Below are 17,180 nucleotides of genomic sequence, written 5' to 3' on the forward strand. Positions count from 1 at the left end.
ACCGCGGATTCAATTCAGGAGGAAAATGGATGAAAAAAAGAAAAGCGGTTCTGGCTGCAGTGATTGCAGCAGGAATGCTGACGGGATGTCTGGGAAGAGGCGGCAGCAACGCTCTGAATGCGGAGAGCAGCAGAATATTTGTAACGGGAGACGGTGTATTTCAGACAGCAACGGTAGAAACATATGAAGAAAAGGATTACTACAATGCAGATGAATTAAAGGCATATCTGGAGGAAGCTGCTCTGGCATATAACGGAGCTCATGGAGAAGGAGCCGTTACCCTGGATTCCTGCAGCATGGAAAAAGGCACTGCCCGGATGATATTCAAATATAAGTCAGGCGGCGATCTGGCAGGTTTTGCTGCCGAGTATGAGGATAAGGAAAACCAGGTGGATTCTATTTCTGTCAGTACATTTTCTGATGTACTCGGACAAAGTGAGACAGAGGGCGTGATATTTTTAAAAGCCTCCGACGGAAAACAGGCAGAAAAAAAAGCGCTGACCCAAAAGGGCCAGAGTCATGCCGTGGTTGTAGAATCGAAAAATCCTGTAACCATACAGACAGAAGGAAAGCTGTTATTTGTATCGGATAACGTTGTCGTAAAGGATTCCTATACGGTGCAGACAGCAGAGGGAAAAAGTTACATCATTTTTAAATAAGAGAGGTTAAGACAATGGAAAAGACAATGGAAAAGATTGTAGGACTTGCAAAATCAAGAGGATTTGTTTATCCCGGTTCTGAGATTTACGGAGGTCTTGCCAATACATGGGATTACGGAAATTTAGGCGTAGAGCTTAAGAACAACGTAAAAAAAGCATGGTGGCAGAAATTTATACAGGAAAGTCCTTATAATGTAGGCGTGGACTGCGCGATCTTAATGAATTCCCAGACATGGATCGCCTCCGGACACTTAGGAGGATTTTCAGACCCGCTTATGGACTGCAAGGCCTGCAAGGAGCGTTTCCGTGCGGATAAAATCATTGAAGATTACATGGCTGAGAATAACATCACCATCGAAGGATCTGTGGATGCATGGTCTCAGGAGGAGATGAAGCGCTATATCGATGAGAAGAATATCTGCTGTCCAAGCTGCGGCAAGCATGATTTCACCGACATCCGCCAGTTCAACTTAATGTTCAAAACCTTTCAGGGCGTAACCGAAGACGCCAAGAATACTGTATACTTAAGACCTGAAACGGCTCAGGGTATTTTTGTAAACTTTAAAAATGTTCAGAGGACTTCCAGAAAGAAGATTCCGTTTGGTATCGGCCAGATCGGTAAATCCTTCCGTAATGAGATCACACCAGGAAACTTCACCTTCCGTACCAGAGAATTTGAGCAGATGGAACTGGAGTTCTTCTGCGAACCGGATACGGATCTGGAGTGGTTCGCATATTGGAAAGACTACTGCATTGCCTGGTTAAAGAATCTTGGCATCAAGGATGACGAGATGCGTGTCAGAGATCATGAGAAGGAAGAGCTTTCCTTTTACAGCAAGGCGACCTCTGACATTGAGTTCCTGTTCCCATTCGGCTGGGGAGAATTATGGGGAATTGCTGACCGGACCGATTACGATTTAAATCAGCATCAGACCACCTCTGGCCAGGATCTGACTTATTTTGATGATGAAAAGAAGGAACGCTATATTCCATATGTCATTGAGCCGTCTCTGGGCGCTGACCGTGTGACTCTTGCATTCCTTTGCTCTGCTTATGATGAAGAGGAGATTGCAGACGGCGATGTGCGTACCGTGCTTCATTTCCATCCGGCCATTGCACCGGTTAAGATCGGTGTGCTCCCCCTTTCCAAGAAGTTAAATGAAGGTGCAGAAAAGGTATTTGCTGAACTGCGTAAATACTATAACTGTGAATTTGACGACAGAGGAAACATCGGCAAGCGGTACAGAAGACAGGATGAGATCGGTACTCCGTTCTGTATTACCTATGATTTTGATTCGGAAGAAGATCATGCAGTGACGGTTCGTGACCGTGATACCATGGAACAGGTGCGAGTTCCGATTGCAGAGCTGAAAGCCTATTTTGAAGACAAGTTTCAGTTTTAAATAATATCAATCAAATGCAGGATAGACGAAATAAGGTCTTTCCTGCATTTTTCATGTCAAAGTCTTTTGGATCGATTTGTCAGAACAGGAAGGAAAATGATGAAAATTGTCTGATGGGTCATAAAAACCAGGAAAAAATATGTTTATGTTTGCAGTTTTTTTGAAATGTGCTACAATGATTGTATGACATCATTGATTTTTACAAATGATAAAAGGAAGAGGGAGCGAATAACATGACAGAGGTTTCCAGAATACCGATCGTGCAGCAGGTAGTAAATAGTATGAAGGACTTTATTGAAGCCGATGGAATAGAGGTCGGTGAAAAATTACCTACAGAAAAAGAATGGTGTGAGAAACTTTCGGTAGGACGCGGCACTGTCAGGGAGGCATTCCGTATTCTCGAGGCCAAAGGGCTGGTTGAAATAAGGCCTGGACGCGGAGCATTTCTGGTTAGTAAAAAGGAGCTTGGACAGGAAGAACTGGCAGAATGGTTTCTGAAAAATGAAGTGGAATTGATGGATTATATGGAGGTACGAAGTGCAATAGAGCCTTTATGTGCCAGATTGATTGCCAAACGTGCCACTGATGTAGAGCTGGAGCAGATAGAGCGGACTCATATGCGGTTTATACGTGCGGTAGAGGAAGAGGATATTACCGGCATGGCGAAGTACGATGAAAGGCTTCACCGACAGATCGTAGAAGCGAGCAGGAATAAGATGATGATATTTATCTGTAAAAAAATAGACGAGTGCATACGTGATTTCCGTTTAAAGACATTTCAGGTTCCTCAGAATGCCCGTAATGCCATCAAAGCCCATCAGGACATCATCGATGCTTTAATGGTGCGGGATGAAGAGGTTGCAGAGCTTTATGCCAAAAGACATATTGCTCTCATCAATACAGATTTGAATGTGATTATAAGGCGGTAAAAGAAACGGATAAAAATAAACAGATACAGCAGTAAGAACCGGAGGCCAGATTAGCAGTGCCTTTTGGTTCTTTTTTTGCTGTTATAAACAGCGCGTTGTGTAATGTGCATAAATTTTAAAATTCTATTGACAAATTTTAAGTAAAGATGTATTATGAGGATGCCGATATTGTATGACAGCATACAAAAAATACAAGCCCGGGAAGGTATTAAGGAATGATATCATACAATATATATGGCCTTGTAGCAAAAACAGGGGATAAAAACAAAATGTATTAAAGATATGTGATAAGAATTCAAATCTTGAGAGGTGGGTTACTATTATGAGAAAAGTTACAGCAATCGTCTTATCCGTTATAATGGCATTCTCTTTGTCTGCTTGTAGTTCTGCAGAGAAGGAGACTACAAGTGGAGGCAGCACTGAAACAACTGGGGCTCAAGCCAAAGAAACAACCAGGGCAGCAGGGACTGAAACTTCTGCAAAACCAATTAAGATTGGTGTTTCTGCACCGGATTTAACCAATGTGTTTTTTATTCAGATCAAAGACGCGATGCAGGCAGCGTTGACAGGACCGGATGATGAACTGATTATACAGGATGCTGGCGGTGATCAGAATAAACAGATGAACGATGTTGCCGATATGATCAATCAGGGCGTCGATGTAATCTGCATTTCAGCAATCAACTCGGAAGGTGTACGTGCCACACTGGAAGCATGTAAAGAGGCCGGTATTCCGGTTATTGCTTTCAATACTGCTGTAAAAAATCCGGAACTGGTTCAGTGTACCGTTGTATCTGATAATAAGGAGGCTGGAAAGCTTTGTGCAACGGCTCTTGCAGAAGCCCTTGGCGGAAAGGGAAAGGTTGTTGAAATTACCTATAGTATTACAGAGGTTTGTTATGATCGTCAGATCGGTTTTGAAGAGGAATTAAAGAATTATCCAGACATCGAAATCATTCAGACCAGAGATGTGGAAAAGCCAAAGTCCGATTATTCTCAGCCGATCATGGTAGATTTTATCAATGCAAATCCGGTAATTGACGGTGTATTCACCATTAACGATCCAACTGCCCGCGGCGCGATTGCAGCACTGAAGGAAGCAGGAAGATTAGAACATACAAAAGTGGTTTCAATCGATGGTTCTGATGAAGGAAAGGGCTTTATCCGTTCTGGAGAAATGGTAGCTTCTGCTGCACAGGATCCGGCAGGAATTGGAACTACATGTATTGAAACTGCATACAGGCTGCTTTCAGGCAAGACCGTTGAGGAGAAGGTAGTGGTGCCAATGTCTATCATTACCAAGGAGAATGTAGATCAGTAATCCGTAAAGCGCTGACTTTAAGCAGGAATGCAGATTAGGAGTGAAAAGCATGTCAATGGATTATGTTTTTGAAATGAAAGATATAACCAAGGCGTTTGGTACCAATATTGTCCTTGACGGAGTCAGCATTTCCATAAAGCCCGGAGAAGTTCGGGCGCTCATGGGAGAAAATGGTGCAGGCAAGTCCACATTGATGAAAATACTTGGGGGCATTTTCACCGCTGATTCCGGCACGATTTATATGGAAGGAAAAGAAGCCTCCATAAAAAGTGTGGACGATGCCAGAACGTATGGGGTCAGTTTTATTCATCAGGAAATCACTAATGTTCCTGAAATGACGATTGCTGAAAACATTTTTCTGGGCCGGGAGCCTAAAAATCACTGGAACATGGTGGACTACCGGAAGATGAAGCAGGAGGCGCAGGCGGCACTGGATCAGTTAGGACTCCTGTTGGATGCCGGAATGCTGATCCGCGGATTATCCGTAGCGCAGCAGCAGATGATTGAAATTGCCAGGGCCGTCAATGAGGGAGCAAAGATCCTGATTCTTGATGAACCGACCGCCTCCTTATCCCATAGCGAGACGGAAAATCTGTTCTCCCAGATAGACCGTCTGAAAAAAGCTGGCGTTGCTATGATCTATATTTCCCACCGAATGGAAGAGACGTTTAAAGTATGTGATTCTGTAACTGTACTTCGGGATGGAAAATTTATCGGTACCAGAAACACAGATGAAACTACAGAGAATGAATTGATCAGCATGATGGTAGGCCGTGAGTTCAATAGCATTTATGGAAACAGACGTGTAGCAGGCGGTGAGGTCATCATGGAAGTAAAGAATGTAACAACAGGTAAAGTCTCAAATATCAGCTTTACATTAAAAAAAGGAGAAATCCTGGGATTTTCCGGACTGGTGGGAGCAGGACGGACCGAGCTGGCACTTGCTTTGTTTGGGATTGATCCCATTCAGTCTGGTGAGGTGTGGCTGGAAGGAAAGAAACTTTCCATCACAAAGCCCAAAGATGCCATTAGTGCGGGTATAGCGCTGGTGCCGGAGGAGCGGAAGGAGCAGGGGCTTTTTCTGGGACACACCATCGGAACCAATTTAACCTTCCAGGTGCTCTCTGAATTTATCCATCATCTGAATGTGGATAGAAAGAAAGAGGCAGAGATTGTTAATGAGTTTAGACAGAAGCTGTCCATAAAGATGGCCTCCACAGAACAATCGGCCGGAGAACTTTCCGGAGGAAACCAGCAGAAAATCGTTATATCAAAATGGCTGGCTGCAAAGCCTAAGGTGTTGATTCTTGATGAACCTACCAGAGGGATCGACGTAGGTGCGAAAGCGGAAATCTATAAGCTGATGCACACCCTTGCAGAAGAAGGGGTTTCCATTATTATGATTTCCTCAGAACTTCCTGAGATCATCAATAACTCCAGTCGGATCGCGATTATGCGGGAAGGCTGTCTGGCAGGAATATTGGACTTTCAGGAAGAAGAGATTACCCAGGAAACCATTATGTCATATGCAGTAGGAGGAGAACATTCCGTATGTTAAACAGGAAAAATCAAACAGAGACCCCCCGGTTAAAGGCATCAGGCTTGTGGAATGCCAATCCCTTTTATATCTGGCTGAGGCGCAATATGGCAGCTATGATCGCATTGGTATTCCTGTGTATTGTATTATCTGTTACAACCGATACATTTCTCGTTAAAAACAACCTTTTCAGCGTACTTCGTCAGGTATGTGTCAACTGCTTCATTGCATTTGGTATCACCTGCGTATTGATCTGCGGCGGCATTGACTTGTCCGTAGGTTCCGTAGTAGCGGCTTCCGGTGTTATAGCCGTAAGGTGTGCCAATGCAGGATTTCCCTTAATCATCTGCATTCTGGTTCCCTTGCTTTTTGGAGCAGTCATTGGATTTTTCAATGGATATGTTATCTCACACACTACGTTACCACCGTTTATCGTAACATTGTCCACCCAGATCATTGTACGCGGCATCAGTTATATTCTGACAGGAGGTCAGCCGGCCCAGTCCAACAACGAAATATTCAACAACATGGGGGTGGGCAGCGTCTTTGGAATCCCCATTCCCGTTGTATTTGTAATCGTATCATTTATTATTCTTTATTTTATTTTGAACCGCACTTCCTTTGGCCGTCACGTATATGCGACGGGAGGCAATAAGGAAGCTGCAAAATACGCTGGGGTTGATACCAAATGGATTCAGGTCAGAGTATTTATCATCAGCGGAGTGATGGCAGCACTTGCCGGGGTCGTTCTGGCAGCAAGACTGTATTCCGGTCAGCCCTCTGTAGGTGAAGGCTTTGAGCGTGATGCCATTGCGGCTTCTGTTCTCGGAGGTACCAGCTTTAACGGCGGTATTGGTACTCTTGGCGGTACAGTCATTGGTGTACTGATCATTGGAGTATTGAATAACGGAATGAATCTGCTTAAAATAAACAGCTACTGGCAGTTTGTAGTAAAAGGTATTGTTATTCTTGGAGCGGTATATGTGGATTACCTGAAAAAAAGAGGCTCACTGAAAAAGTGAATGTTCATAAATTAGACGGAGGCACAATAACATGATGGACATAATGGATCTAAAAAAGATATGCAAAGATATTCGTAAAGATATTATCAATATGACAGCCGATGCAGGCAGCGGCCATCCAGGCGGCTCTTTATCTGCGGTAGAACTTTTGGCGGCACTGTTTTATACTCAGATGCGGGTGGACCCTAAGAATCCGGATATGGAAGACCGGGACCGTTTTGTACTGAGCAAAGGACATGCAGCCCCCTGCTACTATGCAGTATTAGGTGAAATGGGATTTTTTGATAAAGCGGAATTTAAGAATTTCAGACAGCTTCACAGCATCCTTCAGGGGCATCCGGATGCAAAAAAGGTCCCTGGCATCGACGCTTCCACAGGTTCTTTGGGACAGGGAGTATCCATTGCCGTGGGTATGGCACTTGGGGCCAAGGCTCAGAAAAAGGATATAAAGGTATATGCTCTTCTTGGAGACGGTGAATTGCAGGAAGGCCAGGTTTGGGAAGCATGTATGGCAGCTGCCAACTATCGCCTGGACAACTTAACTATCATTATTGACAACAACGGTCTGCAGATTGACGGAAGCAATGATCAGGTAATGGCTTTGGGGGATCTGCATTCCAAGTTCAAAGCATTTGGTTTTAATGTGCTGGAACTGCCGGATGGCAATAACTTAGAAGAAGTACTGGCCGCTTATTCCATCAGCACTATGGAAGGAAAGCCAAAATGCATCCTGGCACACACCGTAAAAGGCAGCGGCATTTCCTTTATGGAGAATCAGGTGGGCTGGCATGGCAAGGCACCGGATGAAAACGAGAGACAGCAGGCATTAAAGGAATTGGAGGTTTCATGATATGGGTGAATTAAAGGCAATCAGAGCAGCATACGGGGAGGCTTTGGCAGAGCTGGGCGAGTTAAATGAAAAGGTGGTTGTTATGGATGCAGATCTTGCCCATGCCACCATGACAGCCACCTTTGCAGCAAAGTTTCCGGAACGTTTTTTCAATGCAGGCATCGCAGAGGCCAACATGGTCGATATGAGTGCAGGACTTTCTACCATGGGCTACATTCCATTTTGCAGCACCTTTGCCATATTTGGCGCAGGACGGGCGTATGAGCAGGTCCGTAACGGTGTGGCCTATCCTGATTTTAACGTAAAGCTTGGAATGACACATTCCGGCATTACTCTTGGAGAAGACGGCGGAAGCCACCAGGCCATTGAAGATCTGGCGCTGATGCGCGTAATTCCTGGCATGACGGTTGTGGTTCCGTGCGATGCAAGGGAGACACACCGGGCGGTAAGGGCAGTGGCAGAGAGGAAGGGACCGGTTTATCTGCGTCTGGCACGACTTCCAAGCCCGGTATTTGAAGAGGAGATGCCGTTTATCATCGGAAAAGCTAATGTATTAAAGGAGGGGAGAGATGCCGTTGTATTTGCCTGCGGAATTATGGTTTCTACGGTTTTGGAATGTGCAGGAAGGCTTGAGGCAGAAGGAATTTCCATCACAGTTATCAATATGCATACCATTAAACCAATTGACAAAGCGTGCATTTTAAAGTATGCTTCAAATTGTAGCAATGTAATTACCGTAGAAGAACACAGTACCATCGGCGGACTTGGTGATGCGGTAGGTGAAGTTCTTTTGGAAAGTAAATACAATGTTACCTTTAAAAAGATCGGTGTTCAGGACCGTTTCGGACAATCTGGCAAGCCAGAGGAACTTTTAGAAGAATACGGACTGAGCGGGAGACAAGTATACTATCAAATAAAAGGAGTTTTGGAAGCATGAGAATCGCATTAATTAATGAGAACAGCCAGGCGGCTAAAAACGGATTGATTTATAACAGTTTAAAGAAGGTAGCAGACACAAAGGGATATGAAGTAGATAACTATGGAATGTATTCTCCAGAGGATGCATGCTCCCTCACTTATGTGCAGAATGGAATTCTTGCAGCAATTCTCTTAAATTCCAAAGCAGCGGATTATGTAATTACCGGCTGCGGAACAGGAGAAGGTGCAATGCTTGCATTAAACAGTTTTCCAGGCGTGATCTGCGGTCATGTTTGTGACCCAAGTGACGGATACATGTTTGCTCAGATCAACGACGGCAATGCCATTTCAATGCCGTTTGCAAAAGGCTTTGGCTGGGGGGCAGAGCTGAATCTGGAATATACATTTGAAAAGCTGTTTTCTGAAGTAAGCGGACAGGGCTACCCAAGAGAAAGAGTCGTTCCGGAGCAGAGAAATAAAAAAATCTTAGACGAAGTAAGAGAAAACAACTTAAAAGATATTCTGACATGCTTAAAGGGAATTGATCAGGAACTGGTAAAAGGCTCCATCGGTGGAGAGAAGTTTAAAGAACTGTTTTTCGCTAACTGCAAGGACGAAGCAATTGCAGAGTATGTAAAGAGCCTGTTGGCTTAGGAATCCTGTAATGCTGAAAAGCCGTTGGAAACGAATATAAAACCTAAGGAGAGCGACAATGAGATTTTTTATAGATACAGCGAATACGGAAGAAGTAAAGAAAGCAAGTGATATGGGGATCATTTGCGGCGTTACGACCAATCCTTCTCTGATTGCCAAAGAAGGCCGTGACTTCGCCCAGGTTATTAAAGAAATCACGTCCCTCGTTGACGGTCCGATCAGCGGAGAAGTAAAGGCTTCCACTGAAGATGCAGAGGGCATGATTGGGGAAGGGCGTGCAATCGCAGCCATTCATCCCAATATGATCGTTAAGATTCCTATGACCGCAGAAGGACTGAAAGCGGTTAAGGTGTTGGCTGCAGAAGGCATCAAAACCAATGTGACACTGGTATTTTCCGCTGCCCAGGCACTTTTGGCTGCCCGGGCAGGTGCGGCCTATGTTTCCCCGTTTTTAGGCCGTCTGGATGATATTTCCATGCCCGGCATTGATTTGATCCGTGACATAACAGAGATTTTTCAGGTACATGGAATCGAGACAGAGATCATAGCAGCAAGCATTCGTAACCCCATTCACGTCATTGACTGTGCAAAAGCAGGGGCTGACATTGCAACCGTTCCCTACGGCGTGCTGATGCAGATGATCAAACATCCGCTGACAGACCAGGGAATTGAAAAATTCCGTGCGGATGAAGCGTAAAAAACGAAAAAGCGGCATCAGGTTTTAACCGGCGTCAGGAATTAATCCTGGTGCCGTTTTAAAATGGCAGAAGATACAATCGGAAAGGAAGTCATCATGGGAAAAATCGCACTGCTTGTTTCCAGAGATGAAATGCTCTACCAGGCTCATAATATTCTGCAGGAAAAAGAATATGAGATCAACGAAATGAAAGTCATCAAAACCGAAGATGCTGTGACCCAGGCAAGGCAGTCCATAGCAAACGGTGCCTCTATCATTATTGCCAGAGGGCTTCAGGCCTCCCTGATCAAACAGTATACGAATATTCCGGTGGTGGAAATCGTCATAACCGCTCAGGAGATGGCATTGCTCGTAATCAAGGCAAAGCAGATACTGAAAAAAGATACCCCTGTCATCGGTGTGGTGGGGTTCCAGAATATGTTCTGTGATATGTCCTACTTTGATGCCATCTATGATATTGATATGAGGACCTACTTTGCGGAAAAAGGGGACTTACTGGAAGAGATGGCAAAGCAGGCAGTCAAAGACCAGGTGGATTTGATGATAGGAGGAGACACTGCGGTGGGGATCGCCGCTGCTCAGGGGATTCCTTCTTTGTTTTTATCCAATACGGAGGATTCTCTTAAGAATGCGTTTTCTATGGCGGAACGGGTGAATTATGCCATGGAGATAGAAAAGCGCAATGCGGCCCAGATCGAGACACTTCTGGATTATTCCTTTAACGGGGTGGCAAGACTTGATGCCACTGGCAGGATTGTGGACATCAATGCGGTTATGGAGGATATTCTGGGGACAAAAAAGGATAAGGTCATTCATCTGCCTGCAAGTGAAGTTTTTGGAGAGCTTGAAGGAGAACCGTTTCGACAGGTGCTGAAATATGGAAAGGAATCCTGTTCTTTGTTTCTCCAGATCAACCGGATGTCTTTATTTGCCATAGTGGCACCGGTCATGATTGACGGCCGGGTGGAGGGGGCTATCCTGACCTGCCACCGGATGAAGAAGAACCGTTCCCAAAGCGGCTCTCCAGGGGAAAAGAAGGAGCTGAAAGGATTTGTAGCACTGGGGGAATTTGATGATATTTTAAAAGAGTCCAGGCAAATGCAGGAATGTATCCGGCTTTCAAAGCTGTATGCCCTGTCCGGGAAGGCTGTGGCAATTACCGGAGAGGCGGGGACGGAAAAACGGCTCCTTGCCCAGAGCATTCACAATGCGGGAATACACAGAGAAGGACCCTTTGTCGCGCTGTCCTGTGAGGGACTGGAAGAAACGGAACAGTTTGAAACCATTTTCGGAGACAAAGGAGCTGTAGTCCATGCAACGGGCGGTTCTCTGCTTTTAGAAGATATTGAGTGCCTGACCAGGGCAAACCAATACCGTCTGTGCCAGCTCATTCGCTATAAGAACCGTCTCGGCAGCGGTGCTGTTTCCTATCCTGGAACCAGCGTGCGGGTCATGGCTGCCTCCAGATTTTCCTTGCCGCTGCTGCTTGACCGGGGGGATTTGAGTGAGGAACTGTTTTATCTGCTAAACGGCCTGACGGTTAGGATCCCTCCTTTGAGAGAGAGGAAAGAAGATTTAAAGCGCAGGCTTAAAGAGTGCATTGAGACGTGCTGCGAACACTATTCCAGATTCCATGTTCTGACCCAGGGGGCAGAGGCGCTGCTGTTGGATTATCCATGGAAGGGGAATCTTTATCAGTTGGAGAATTTCTGTGAGCGGCTGATTCTTACGGCCAACAGGCGGAGTCTGGACGAAACCTTTGTAAAGCAGGTTCTTATGGAGCTGTACCCGGTACAGGAGAAGGACACATCCGATTCTGGAAAAGAGAAGGAAAAACAGAAAATAAAGCTGCCGGAAGAAGCCCGGTCCATTGAAGAGGCGCTTATAAGGTTTGCTGGAAACCAGGAGGCAGCAGCAAAGGCACTGGGAATGAGCAAAACCACCTTATGGCGGAAACGGAAAAAATACCATATCAATGAATGGAATAATCTGAAATCATGATATCAGTTGAAATAATAATGAAATGAATCAGAAACAAAAATGAAACGATGGAAGGTTTGTATAAGAAATTACAATTCATTCAGTAAAACCGCCCATAGTAAAATCCTTTTCTTTTTTTTATAATCGTAGCATAGATGGACTGGTCCATCGGTTACTGACAAACAGATTGAAAAAAGAGAGGATGAACGATATGAAGATTGGATTTATTGGATTGGGAATCATGGGAAAGCCTATGGCGAAAAACCTGTTAAAAGCAGGCCATGAACTGGTTGTTTTTGATCATAAAAAAGAATCGATTGCAGATTTGGTTTCTGCCGGAGCAAAAGGGGCGGGGAGCGGAAAGGAAGTTGCTTCTCTCAGCGAAGTTGTTATTACAATGGTGCCAAACTCTCCTCATGTCCGTGCTGCCGTTCTGGGTGAAAACGGCGTAGCCGAAGGTGCAAAGCCAGGAACCGTTTTGATCGATATGAGCTCTATCGATCCAACAGAAAGCAAAGCCATCGGCGCAGAACTTGAAAAGTTTGGGGTTGAGATGTTAGATGCGCCTGTATCCGGCGGCGAGCCAAAGGCAATCGACGGAACCTTATCTGTTATGGTAGGCGGAAAAAAGGAACTGTTCGATAAGTACTATGATATGCTGATGGTAATGGCAGGTTCTGTAGTATATGTAGGAGAATTAGGTTCCGGAAATGTAGCAAAGCTGGCCAATCAGATGGTCGTTGCTGTGAACATTGCTGCTGTTTCTGAAGCTCTGACATTTGCCAAGAAGGCAGGAACAGACCCGGAACTGGTATACCAGGCGATCCGCGGAGGTCTGGCAGGCTCTACGGTTATGGATGCCAAAGCTCCTATGATCTTAAACCGCAACTTTAATCCCGGTTTTCGTATTGAGCTTCACATCAAGGATTTAAACAATGCGCTGAACGCAGCTCATGCGATTAGTTCCCCGGCTCCCCTGACCGGACAGCTGATGGAGATCATGCAGGGCTTAAAAGCAGACGGCCTGGAAAAAGAGGACCACTCAAGCATTGTAAAATACTATGAAAAGATTGCCAATACAACTGTAAAACCAGGAAAATAAAGCAGGCGGGAAGGAAGAAAAGATGAATACCGATTTTTTGAAAGGCGTGATTGTTCCAATTCTCACTCCTGTCGATGAAAATGAATTGATTGATGAGTCAAAATTAAGAGATCAGGTGGATTATGTCATTGAGGGCGGAGTGCTGGGAATCCTGGCATTTGGAAGCAACGGAGAGTTCTATGTCATTGAAGAGGATGAAATGGAACGTGGACTGAAGATTATGGTGGACCAGTCTGCCGGAAGAGTGCCTGTTTACTTTGGAATTGGTGCAATCAGTACAAAAAAATGCTGTAAGCTTGCAAAAATGGCAGTGGAAAACGGAGCATCAGGGGTTTCTGTTTTACAGCCAATGTTTTTAAAGCCCACCGAGGAAGAACTGTACCAGCATTTTAAAACGATTGCCGAGTCTGTTCCGGAGACGCCCATGCTTCTATATAATAATCCCGGACGGGTAGGATATACCATGTCAGGAAATTTAGTGGAGCGGCTCGCCACAGACGTGCCAAACATCGTGGGAATGAAGGACACCAGCGGAGATATTACCCAAACCTCGGAATTTATCCGGAGAACCCGTCACGTCGGCTTTAAAGTATTTGGCGGAAAAGATACCCTTTTATATGCTTCCCTGTGCCATGGAGCGGTAGGCGGTGTATGTACCGCAGCTAATTTTATGCCGGAGCTGATTACGGATGTTTATAATAAATACATTGCAGGCGATCTGGCCGGAGCTTTGGAAGCGCAGTTTAAACTGAACCCGGTTCGTCTGGCCATGGACCCGGCAAGTTTCCCTGTGGCAGCAAAGGATATGGCTAATTTAAGGGGAAGAAATGTTGGAGCTCCGTATAAACCAAATCTGGCAACAAAGGAAGGCCCTGTTCTGGAACGGATCAAAAAGGAAATGAAGGCTGCAGGGCTGATTGAATAAAATCATCGTTTTCGGATATTACATAAGACTGGCTGGCAGGCTGGCGGCTGTGGATTGGCTGCCGGCCTGTTTTGTATATCAGCTATAATAGAAAAGAGGTATGATATATGAAGTTATTATTTGCATCAGATTCCTTTAAAGGCTCTCTTTCATCGGAACAGATTGTTGGAATTCTGACAGAAACTGCAAAAAGTATATTTCCATCCTGTCAGTGCAGAGGGATTCCGGTTGCAGATGGCGGAGAAGGAACCGTGGATGCAGTGGTAAAGGCGATGAACGGACAGATGCGTACCATACAGGCCCATGGCCCGCTGATGGAGGATATCACCTGTTCCTATGGTGTTTTTGACGGGAATCATGCAGTAATCGAGATGGCAGCAGCTTCCGGCCTTCCCATGGTTCCGGAAGAAAAGCGTAATCCCCTGAATACCACTACCTTTGGCACAGGGGAACTGATTCGGGATGCGCTGGAGCAGGGATATCGGAAAATAGCCATTGCAATTGGCGGAAGCGCCACGAATGATGGAGGCATGGGGGCCATGACAGCTCTTGGTATCCGTTTCCTCGATAAGAATGGGAAGGCTCTTACAGGGATTGGTGCCGATCTGGAAAGGATTGATACGATTGATGTAAGCGGCCTTCATCCAGCCGTTTCTGAGACTGAATTTACGGTAATGTGTGATGTGACCAATCCTCTTACAGGTCCGGATGGAGCCACTTACACCTTTGGAAAACAAAAGGGCGGAACTCCGGAAATCCTTGACAGGCTGGAAAAAGACATGAAAAGCTACTCCAGAAAGCTGAAGGAACTGACGGGAACAGATGTCAATGAGATTCCCGGCACAGGCGCTGCCGGCGGGCTTGGAGCTGCTTTAAAGGTATTTCTCCATGCCAATATGAAATCAGGAATTGAAACGGTTCTGGACCTTATAAAATTTGATTCTCTGCTGGAGGGGGTGGATCTGGTCATTACGGGAGAAGGCCGTATGGATTGGCAGTCCGCTTTTGGAAAAGTCCCAAGCGGTATCGGCATGCGCTGCAAAGCAAAGGGGATTCCGGCGGTGGCTATCGTGGGAGGCATGGGAGACGGAGCTGAAAAGCTGTATGAACACGGCATTGAAAGTATTGTAACTACCATATCTGGAATCATGTCCATAGAAGAAGCCATGGAGCGGGCAGAAGAATTATACAGGAATGCGGCGGTGCGAACCTTCCGTATGCTGCGAACCGGAAAGGGGTTAAATTAAATTTGAAGAAACAGGCAATAGAAGAAAAAAGAATGGAGGAATGAAAGGTGGAAAAAATGGTGTCATTGCCTGACGGAACTTTGGTTCCTGCAATCGGTCAGGGAACCTGGTTTCTTGGAGAATCCCCATTAACAGGCAAACAGGAAGTCCAGGCCATTAGAGCTGGGATCGATGCAGGTATGATCTTGATTGATACGGCAGAGATGTATGGAAATGGAAAATCAGAAGAACTTATTGGAAACGCTATTCAGGGCTATGACAGAGACCGCCTGTTTCTCGTATCCAAGGTCTATCCCCATCATGCAGGGAAAAAGAACATCTGGAAAAGCTGCAAGGAAAGCTTAAGGCGCTTAAATACGGATTATCTGGATTTATATCTCCTTCACTGGAGAGGCAGCATTCCTCTTACGGAAACCGTGGAATGTATGGAGCAGCTGAAAGAGGAAGGGCTCATCCGCCGCTGGGGAGTCAGTAATTTTGATACCGCAGATATGGAAGAACTATGGCAGATACCAAAGGGGAAGAACTGCTCCGTGAACCAGGTGCTTTATCATATGGCTTCCAGAGGAATCGAATACGATCTTTTGCCCTGGATGCGGAGCCATAAAATTCCTCTTATGGCTTATTGTCCCCTTGCCCAGGCCGGAGATTTAAAGGGCGGACTGTTGGAAAGTCCTTGCCTGAACCAGATTGCAAAAGCCCATGGCTGCAGTGTGTTCCAGGTGCTGCTGGCATTTGTAATCAGAGGCGGTGATGTCATTGCAATTCCCCGCACCGGAAAAAAGGAACATGCCCTGGACAATGCACGTTCCATTGCTGTAAAATTAACAGAAGAGGAACTGGCGGAGATTGACCGGATATTCCCGGCTCCAAAAGAGAAAGTATATCTGGATATTGTATAATCCACAAAGAAGGAGGGAATGCCATGAGCTATAAAGTATTGATCCCACAGGATATTGCAGAGGAAGGAAAAGAGTTTCTGTTGAAACGGGGATATGAGATAAAGATGGGCAGCGGAACCACAGAAGCGGATATGATCCGCGATGTTGCAGATTGCGATGCGATTCTTCTGCGTACGGCAAAAGTCAGTAAGTCCGTACTGGAAGCCGGGAGTAACTTACGGATCGTGGCCCGTCATGGAGCGGGATATAACAATGTGGACATTGATGCAGCCAGTGAACTTGGAATATGGGTGACCAATGCTCCGGACTCCACCACAATATCCGTAGCAGAATTCACCATGGGAGCGATTCTGGCGGCAGCCAAAAGAACCTTTTTGCTGGCCAATGCCTTAAAGGAAGGGAACTTCGATTATAAGAACAGCCATAAAGGGGTGGATTTGTATCAAAAGACCCTGGGAATCATTGGGCTTGGCCGTATCGGAAGAGAGGTAGCGAAAAAAGCCAGCTTAGGATTCGACATGAAAGTGATCGCATATGCGCCCCGGGCGGAGAAAGAAACGTTACCGGATTATGTGGCCTTAGCTGATTGGGAGCAGGTGTTCCGGGAGTCTGATTTTATCTCCCTGCATGTCCCTCTCACCAAAGAGACCAATCAAATGGTGGGTTCCAGGGAGTTTGATTGGATGAAGGATACTTCATATCTGATCAACTGTGCCCGCGGGGAAGTGGTATGTGAGGCAGATCTGATTGAAGCACTGGAAAAGAAGAAAATAGCCGGTGTGTTTGCCGATGTACTGGAACAGGAGCCACCAGCCAGGGATAATCCCCTGTTTGCCATGGAGCATGCAGTGGTCACACCTCACATGGCTTCCAATACCCAGGAGTGTATGGTCAAAATGGCGGTCCAGGCAGCATCTCAGATCGATCTGGTGCTTTCCGGAAAAGCGCCTTCCTGGCCGGTAAATCAGCCAATGCTCAAGAAATAGCAGGTTGGAAGCGGGCAGAAAAAAGAACCCTGGTCTGTCTTTTAAAAG

Annotated in this window: 16 protein-coding genes; all 16 read left to right on the forward strand. The window is 45.8% G+C overall.

Annotated features, from left to right (window positions below; translation table 11 throughout):
- Positions 1-29 precede the first annotated feature (29 nt).
- Positions 30-659 carry a hypothetical protein gene (locus ACLTWA_RS08735; RefSeq protein WP_412327314.1) on the forward strand — a complete coding sequence of 210 codons (630 nt, stop codon included), beginning with the start codon at positions 30-32 and terminating at the stop codon, positions 657-659.
- A 14-nt stretch (positions 660-673) separates the two neighbouring features.
- Positions 674-2,062: a glycine--tRNA ligase gene (locus ACLTWA_RS08740; RefSeq protein WP_412327315.1), complete on the forward strand. Its 1,389-nt coding sequence runs from the start codon at positions 674-676 to the stop codon at positions 2,060-2,062.
- 233 nt (positions 2,063-2,295) lie between these two features.
- Positions 2,296-2,991, forward strand: coding sequence for a FadR/GntR family transcriptional regulator (locus ACLTWA_RS08745; RefSeq protein WP_412327316.1), 696 nt, complete (start codon positions 2,296-2,298; stop codon positions 2,989-2,991).
- A gap of 322 nt (positions 2,992-3,313) precedes the next feature.
- Complete coding sequence (locus tag ACLTWA_RS08750) at positions 3,314-4,312, forward strand: sugar ABC transporter substrate-binding protein (protein WP_412327317.1); 999 nt, start codon at positions 3,314-3,316, stop codon at positions 4,310-4,312.
- A gap of 49 nt (positions 4,313-4,361) precedes the next feature.
- On the forward strand, positions 4,362-5,870 hold the full coding sequence (locus ACLTWA_RS08755) for a sugar ABC transporter ATP-binding protein (protein WP_412327318.1): 1,509 nt from the start codon (positions 4,362-4,364) through the stop codon (positions 5,868-5,870).
- Entirely contained in the window at positions 5,864-6,871 is a 1,008-nt protein-coding gene (locus tag ACLTWA_RS08760) for an ABC transporter permease (RefSeq protein ID WP_412327319.1), read from the forward strand. The genes ACLTWA_RS08755 and ACLTWA_RS08760 overlap by 7 nt, the downstream gene beginning before the upstream one ends.
- Positions 6,872-6,905: 34 nt before the next feature.
- Positions 6,906-7,721, forward strand: a complete 816-nt coding sequence (locus ACLTWA_RS08765) for a transketolase (protein WP_412328109.1) — start codon at positions 6,906-6,908, stop codon at positions 7,719-7,721.
- 1 nt (position 7,722) lies between these two features.
- Positions 7,723-8,658, forward strand: coding sequence for a transketolase family protein (locus ACLTWA_RS08770; RefSeq protein WP_412327320.1), 936 nt, complete (start codon positions 7,723-7,725; stop codon positions 8,656-8,658).
- A complete protein-coding gene (locus ACLTWA_RS08775; RefSeq protein WP_412327321.1) occupies positions 8,655-9,293 on the forward strand; it encodes an RpiB/LacA/LacB family sugar-phosphate isomerase in 639 nt (212 codons plus the stop codon). Before ACLTWA_RS08770 ends, ACLTWA_RS08775 begins: the two co-directional genes overlap by 4 nt.
- A 58-nt stretch (positions 9,294-9,351) precedes the next feature.
- On the forward strand, positions 9,352-9,990 hold the full coding sequence (gene fsa / locus ACLTWA_RS08780; RefSeq protein ID WP_412327322.1) for a fructose-6-phosphate aldolase: 639 nt from the start codon (positions 9,352-9,354) through the stop codon (positions 9,988-9,990).
- Positions 9,991-10,053: 63 nt separating this feature from the next.
- Positions 10,054-11,991, forward strand: a complete 1,938-nt coding sequence (locus ACLTWA_RS08785) for a PrpR N-terminal domain-containing protein (protein WP_412327323.1) — start codon at positions 10,054-10,056, stop codon at positions 11,989-11,991.
- 166 nt (positions 11,992-12,157) lie between these two features.
- A complete protein-coding gene (garR, locus tag ACLTWA_RS08790) occupies positions 12,158-13,072 on the forward strand; it encodes a 2-hydroxy-3-oxopropionate reductase (protein WP_412327324.1) in 915 nt (304 codons plus the stop codon).
- Positions 13,073-13,094: 22 nt separating this feature from the next.
- On the forward strand, positions 13,095-13,997 hold the full coding sequence (locus tag ACLTWA_RS08795; protein ID WP_412327325.1) for a dihydrodipicolinate synthase family protein: 903 nt from the start codon (positions 13,095-13,097) through the stop codon (positions 13,995-13,997).
- Positions 13,998-14,104: 107 nt separating this feature from the next.
- Positions 14,105-15,244, forward strand: a complete 1,140-nt coding sequence (locus ACLTWA_RS08800) for a glycerate kinase (protein WP_412327326.1) — start codon at positions 14,105-14,107, stop codon at positions 15,242-15,244.
- A 56-nt stretch (positions 15,245-15,300) separates the two neighbouring features.
- The gene (locus ACLTWA_RS08805) at positions 15,301-16,146 is read left to right on the forward strand and encodes an aldo/keto reductase (protein ID WP_412328111.1); all 846 of its coding nucleotides are present in this window, start codon (positions 15,301-15,303) and stop codon (positions 16,144-16,146) included.
- Between the two features lie 23 nt (positions 16,147-16,169).
- Positions 16,170-17,132, forward strand: a complete 963-nt coding sequence (locus ACLTWA_RS08810; RefSeq protein WP_412327327.1) for a hydroxyacid dehydrogenase — start codon at positions 16,170-16,172, stop codon at positions 17,130-17,132.
- Positions 17,133-17,180: the final 48 nt, after the last annotated feature.

It is taken from the genome of Lacrimispora sp., assembly GCF_046972725.1.
In the GTDB taxonomy this organism is placed as follows: domain Bacteria; phylum Bacillota; class Clostridia; order Lachnospirales; family Lachnospiraceae; genus Lacrimispora.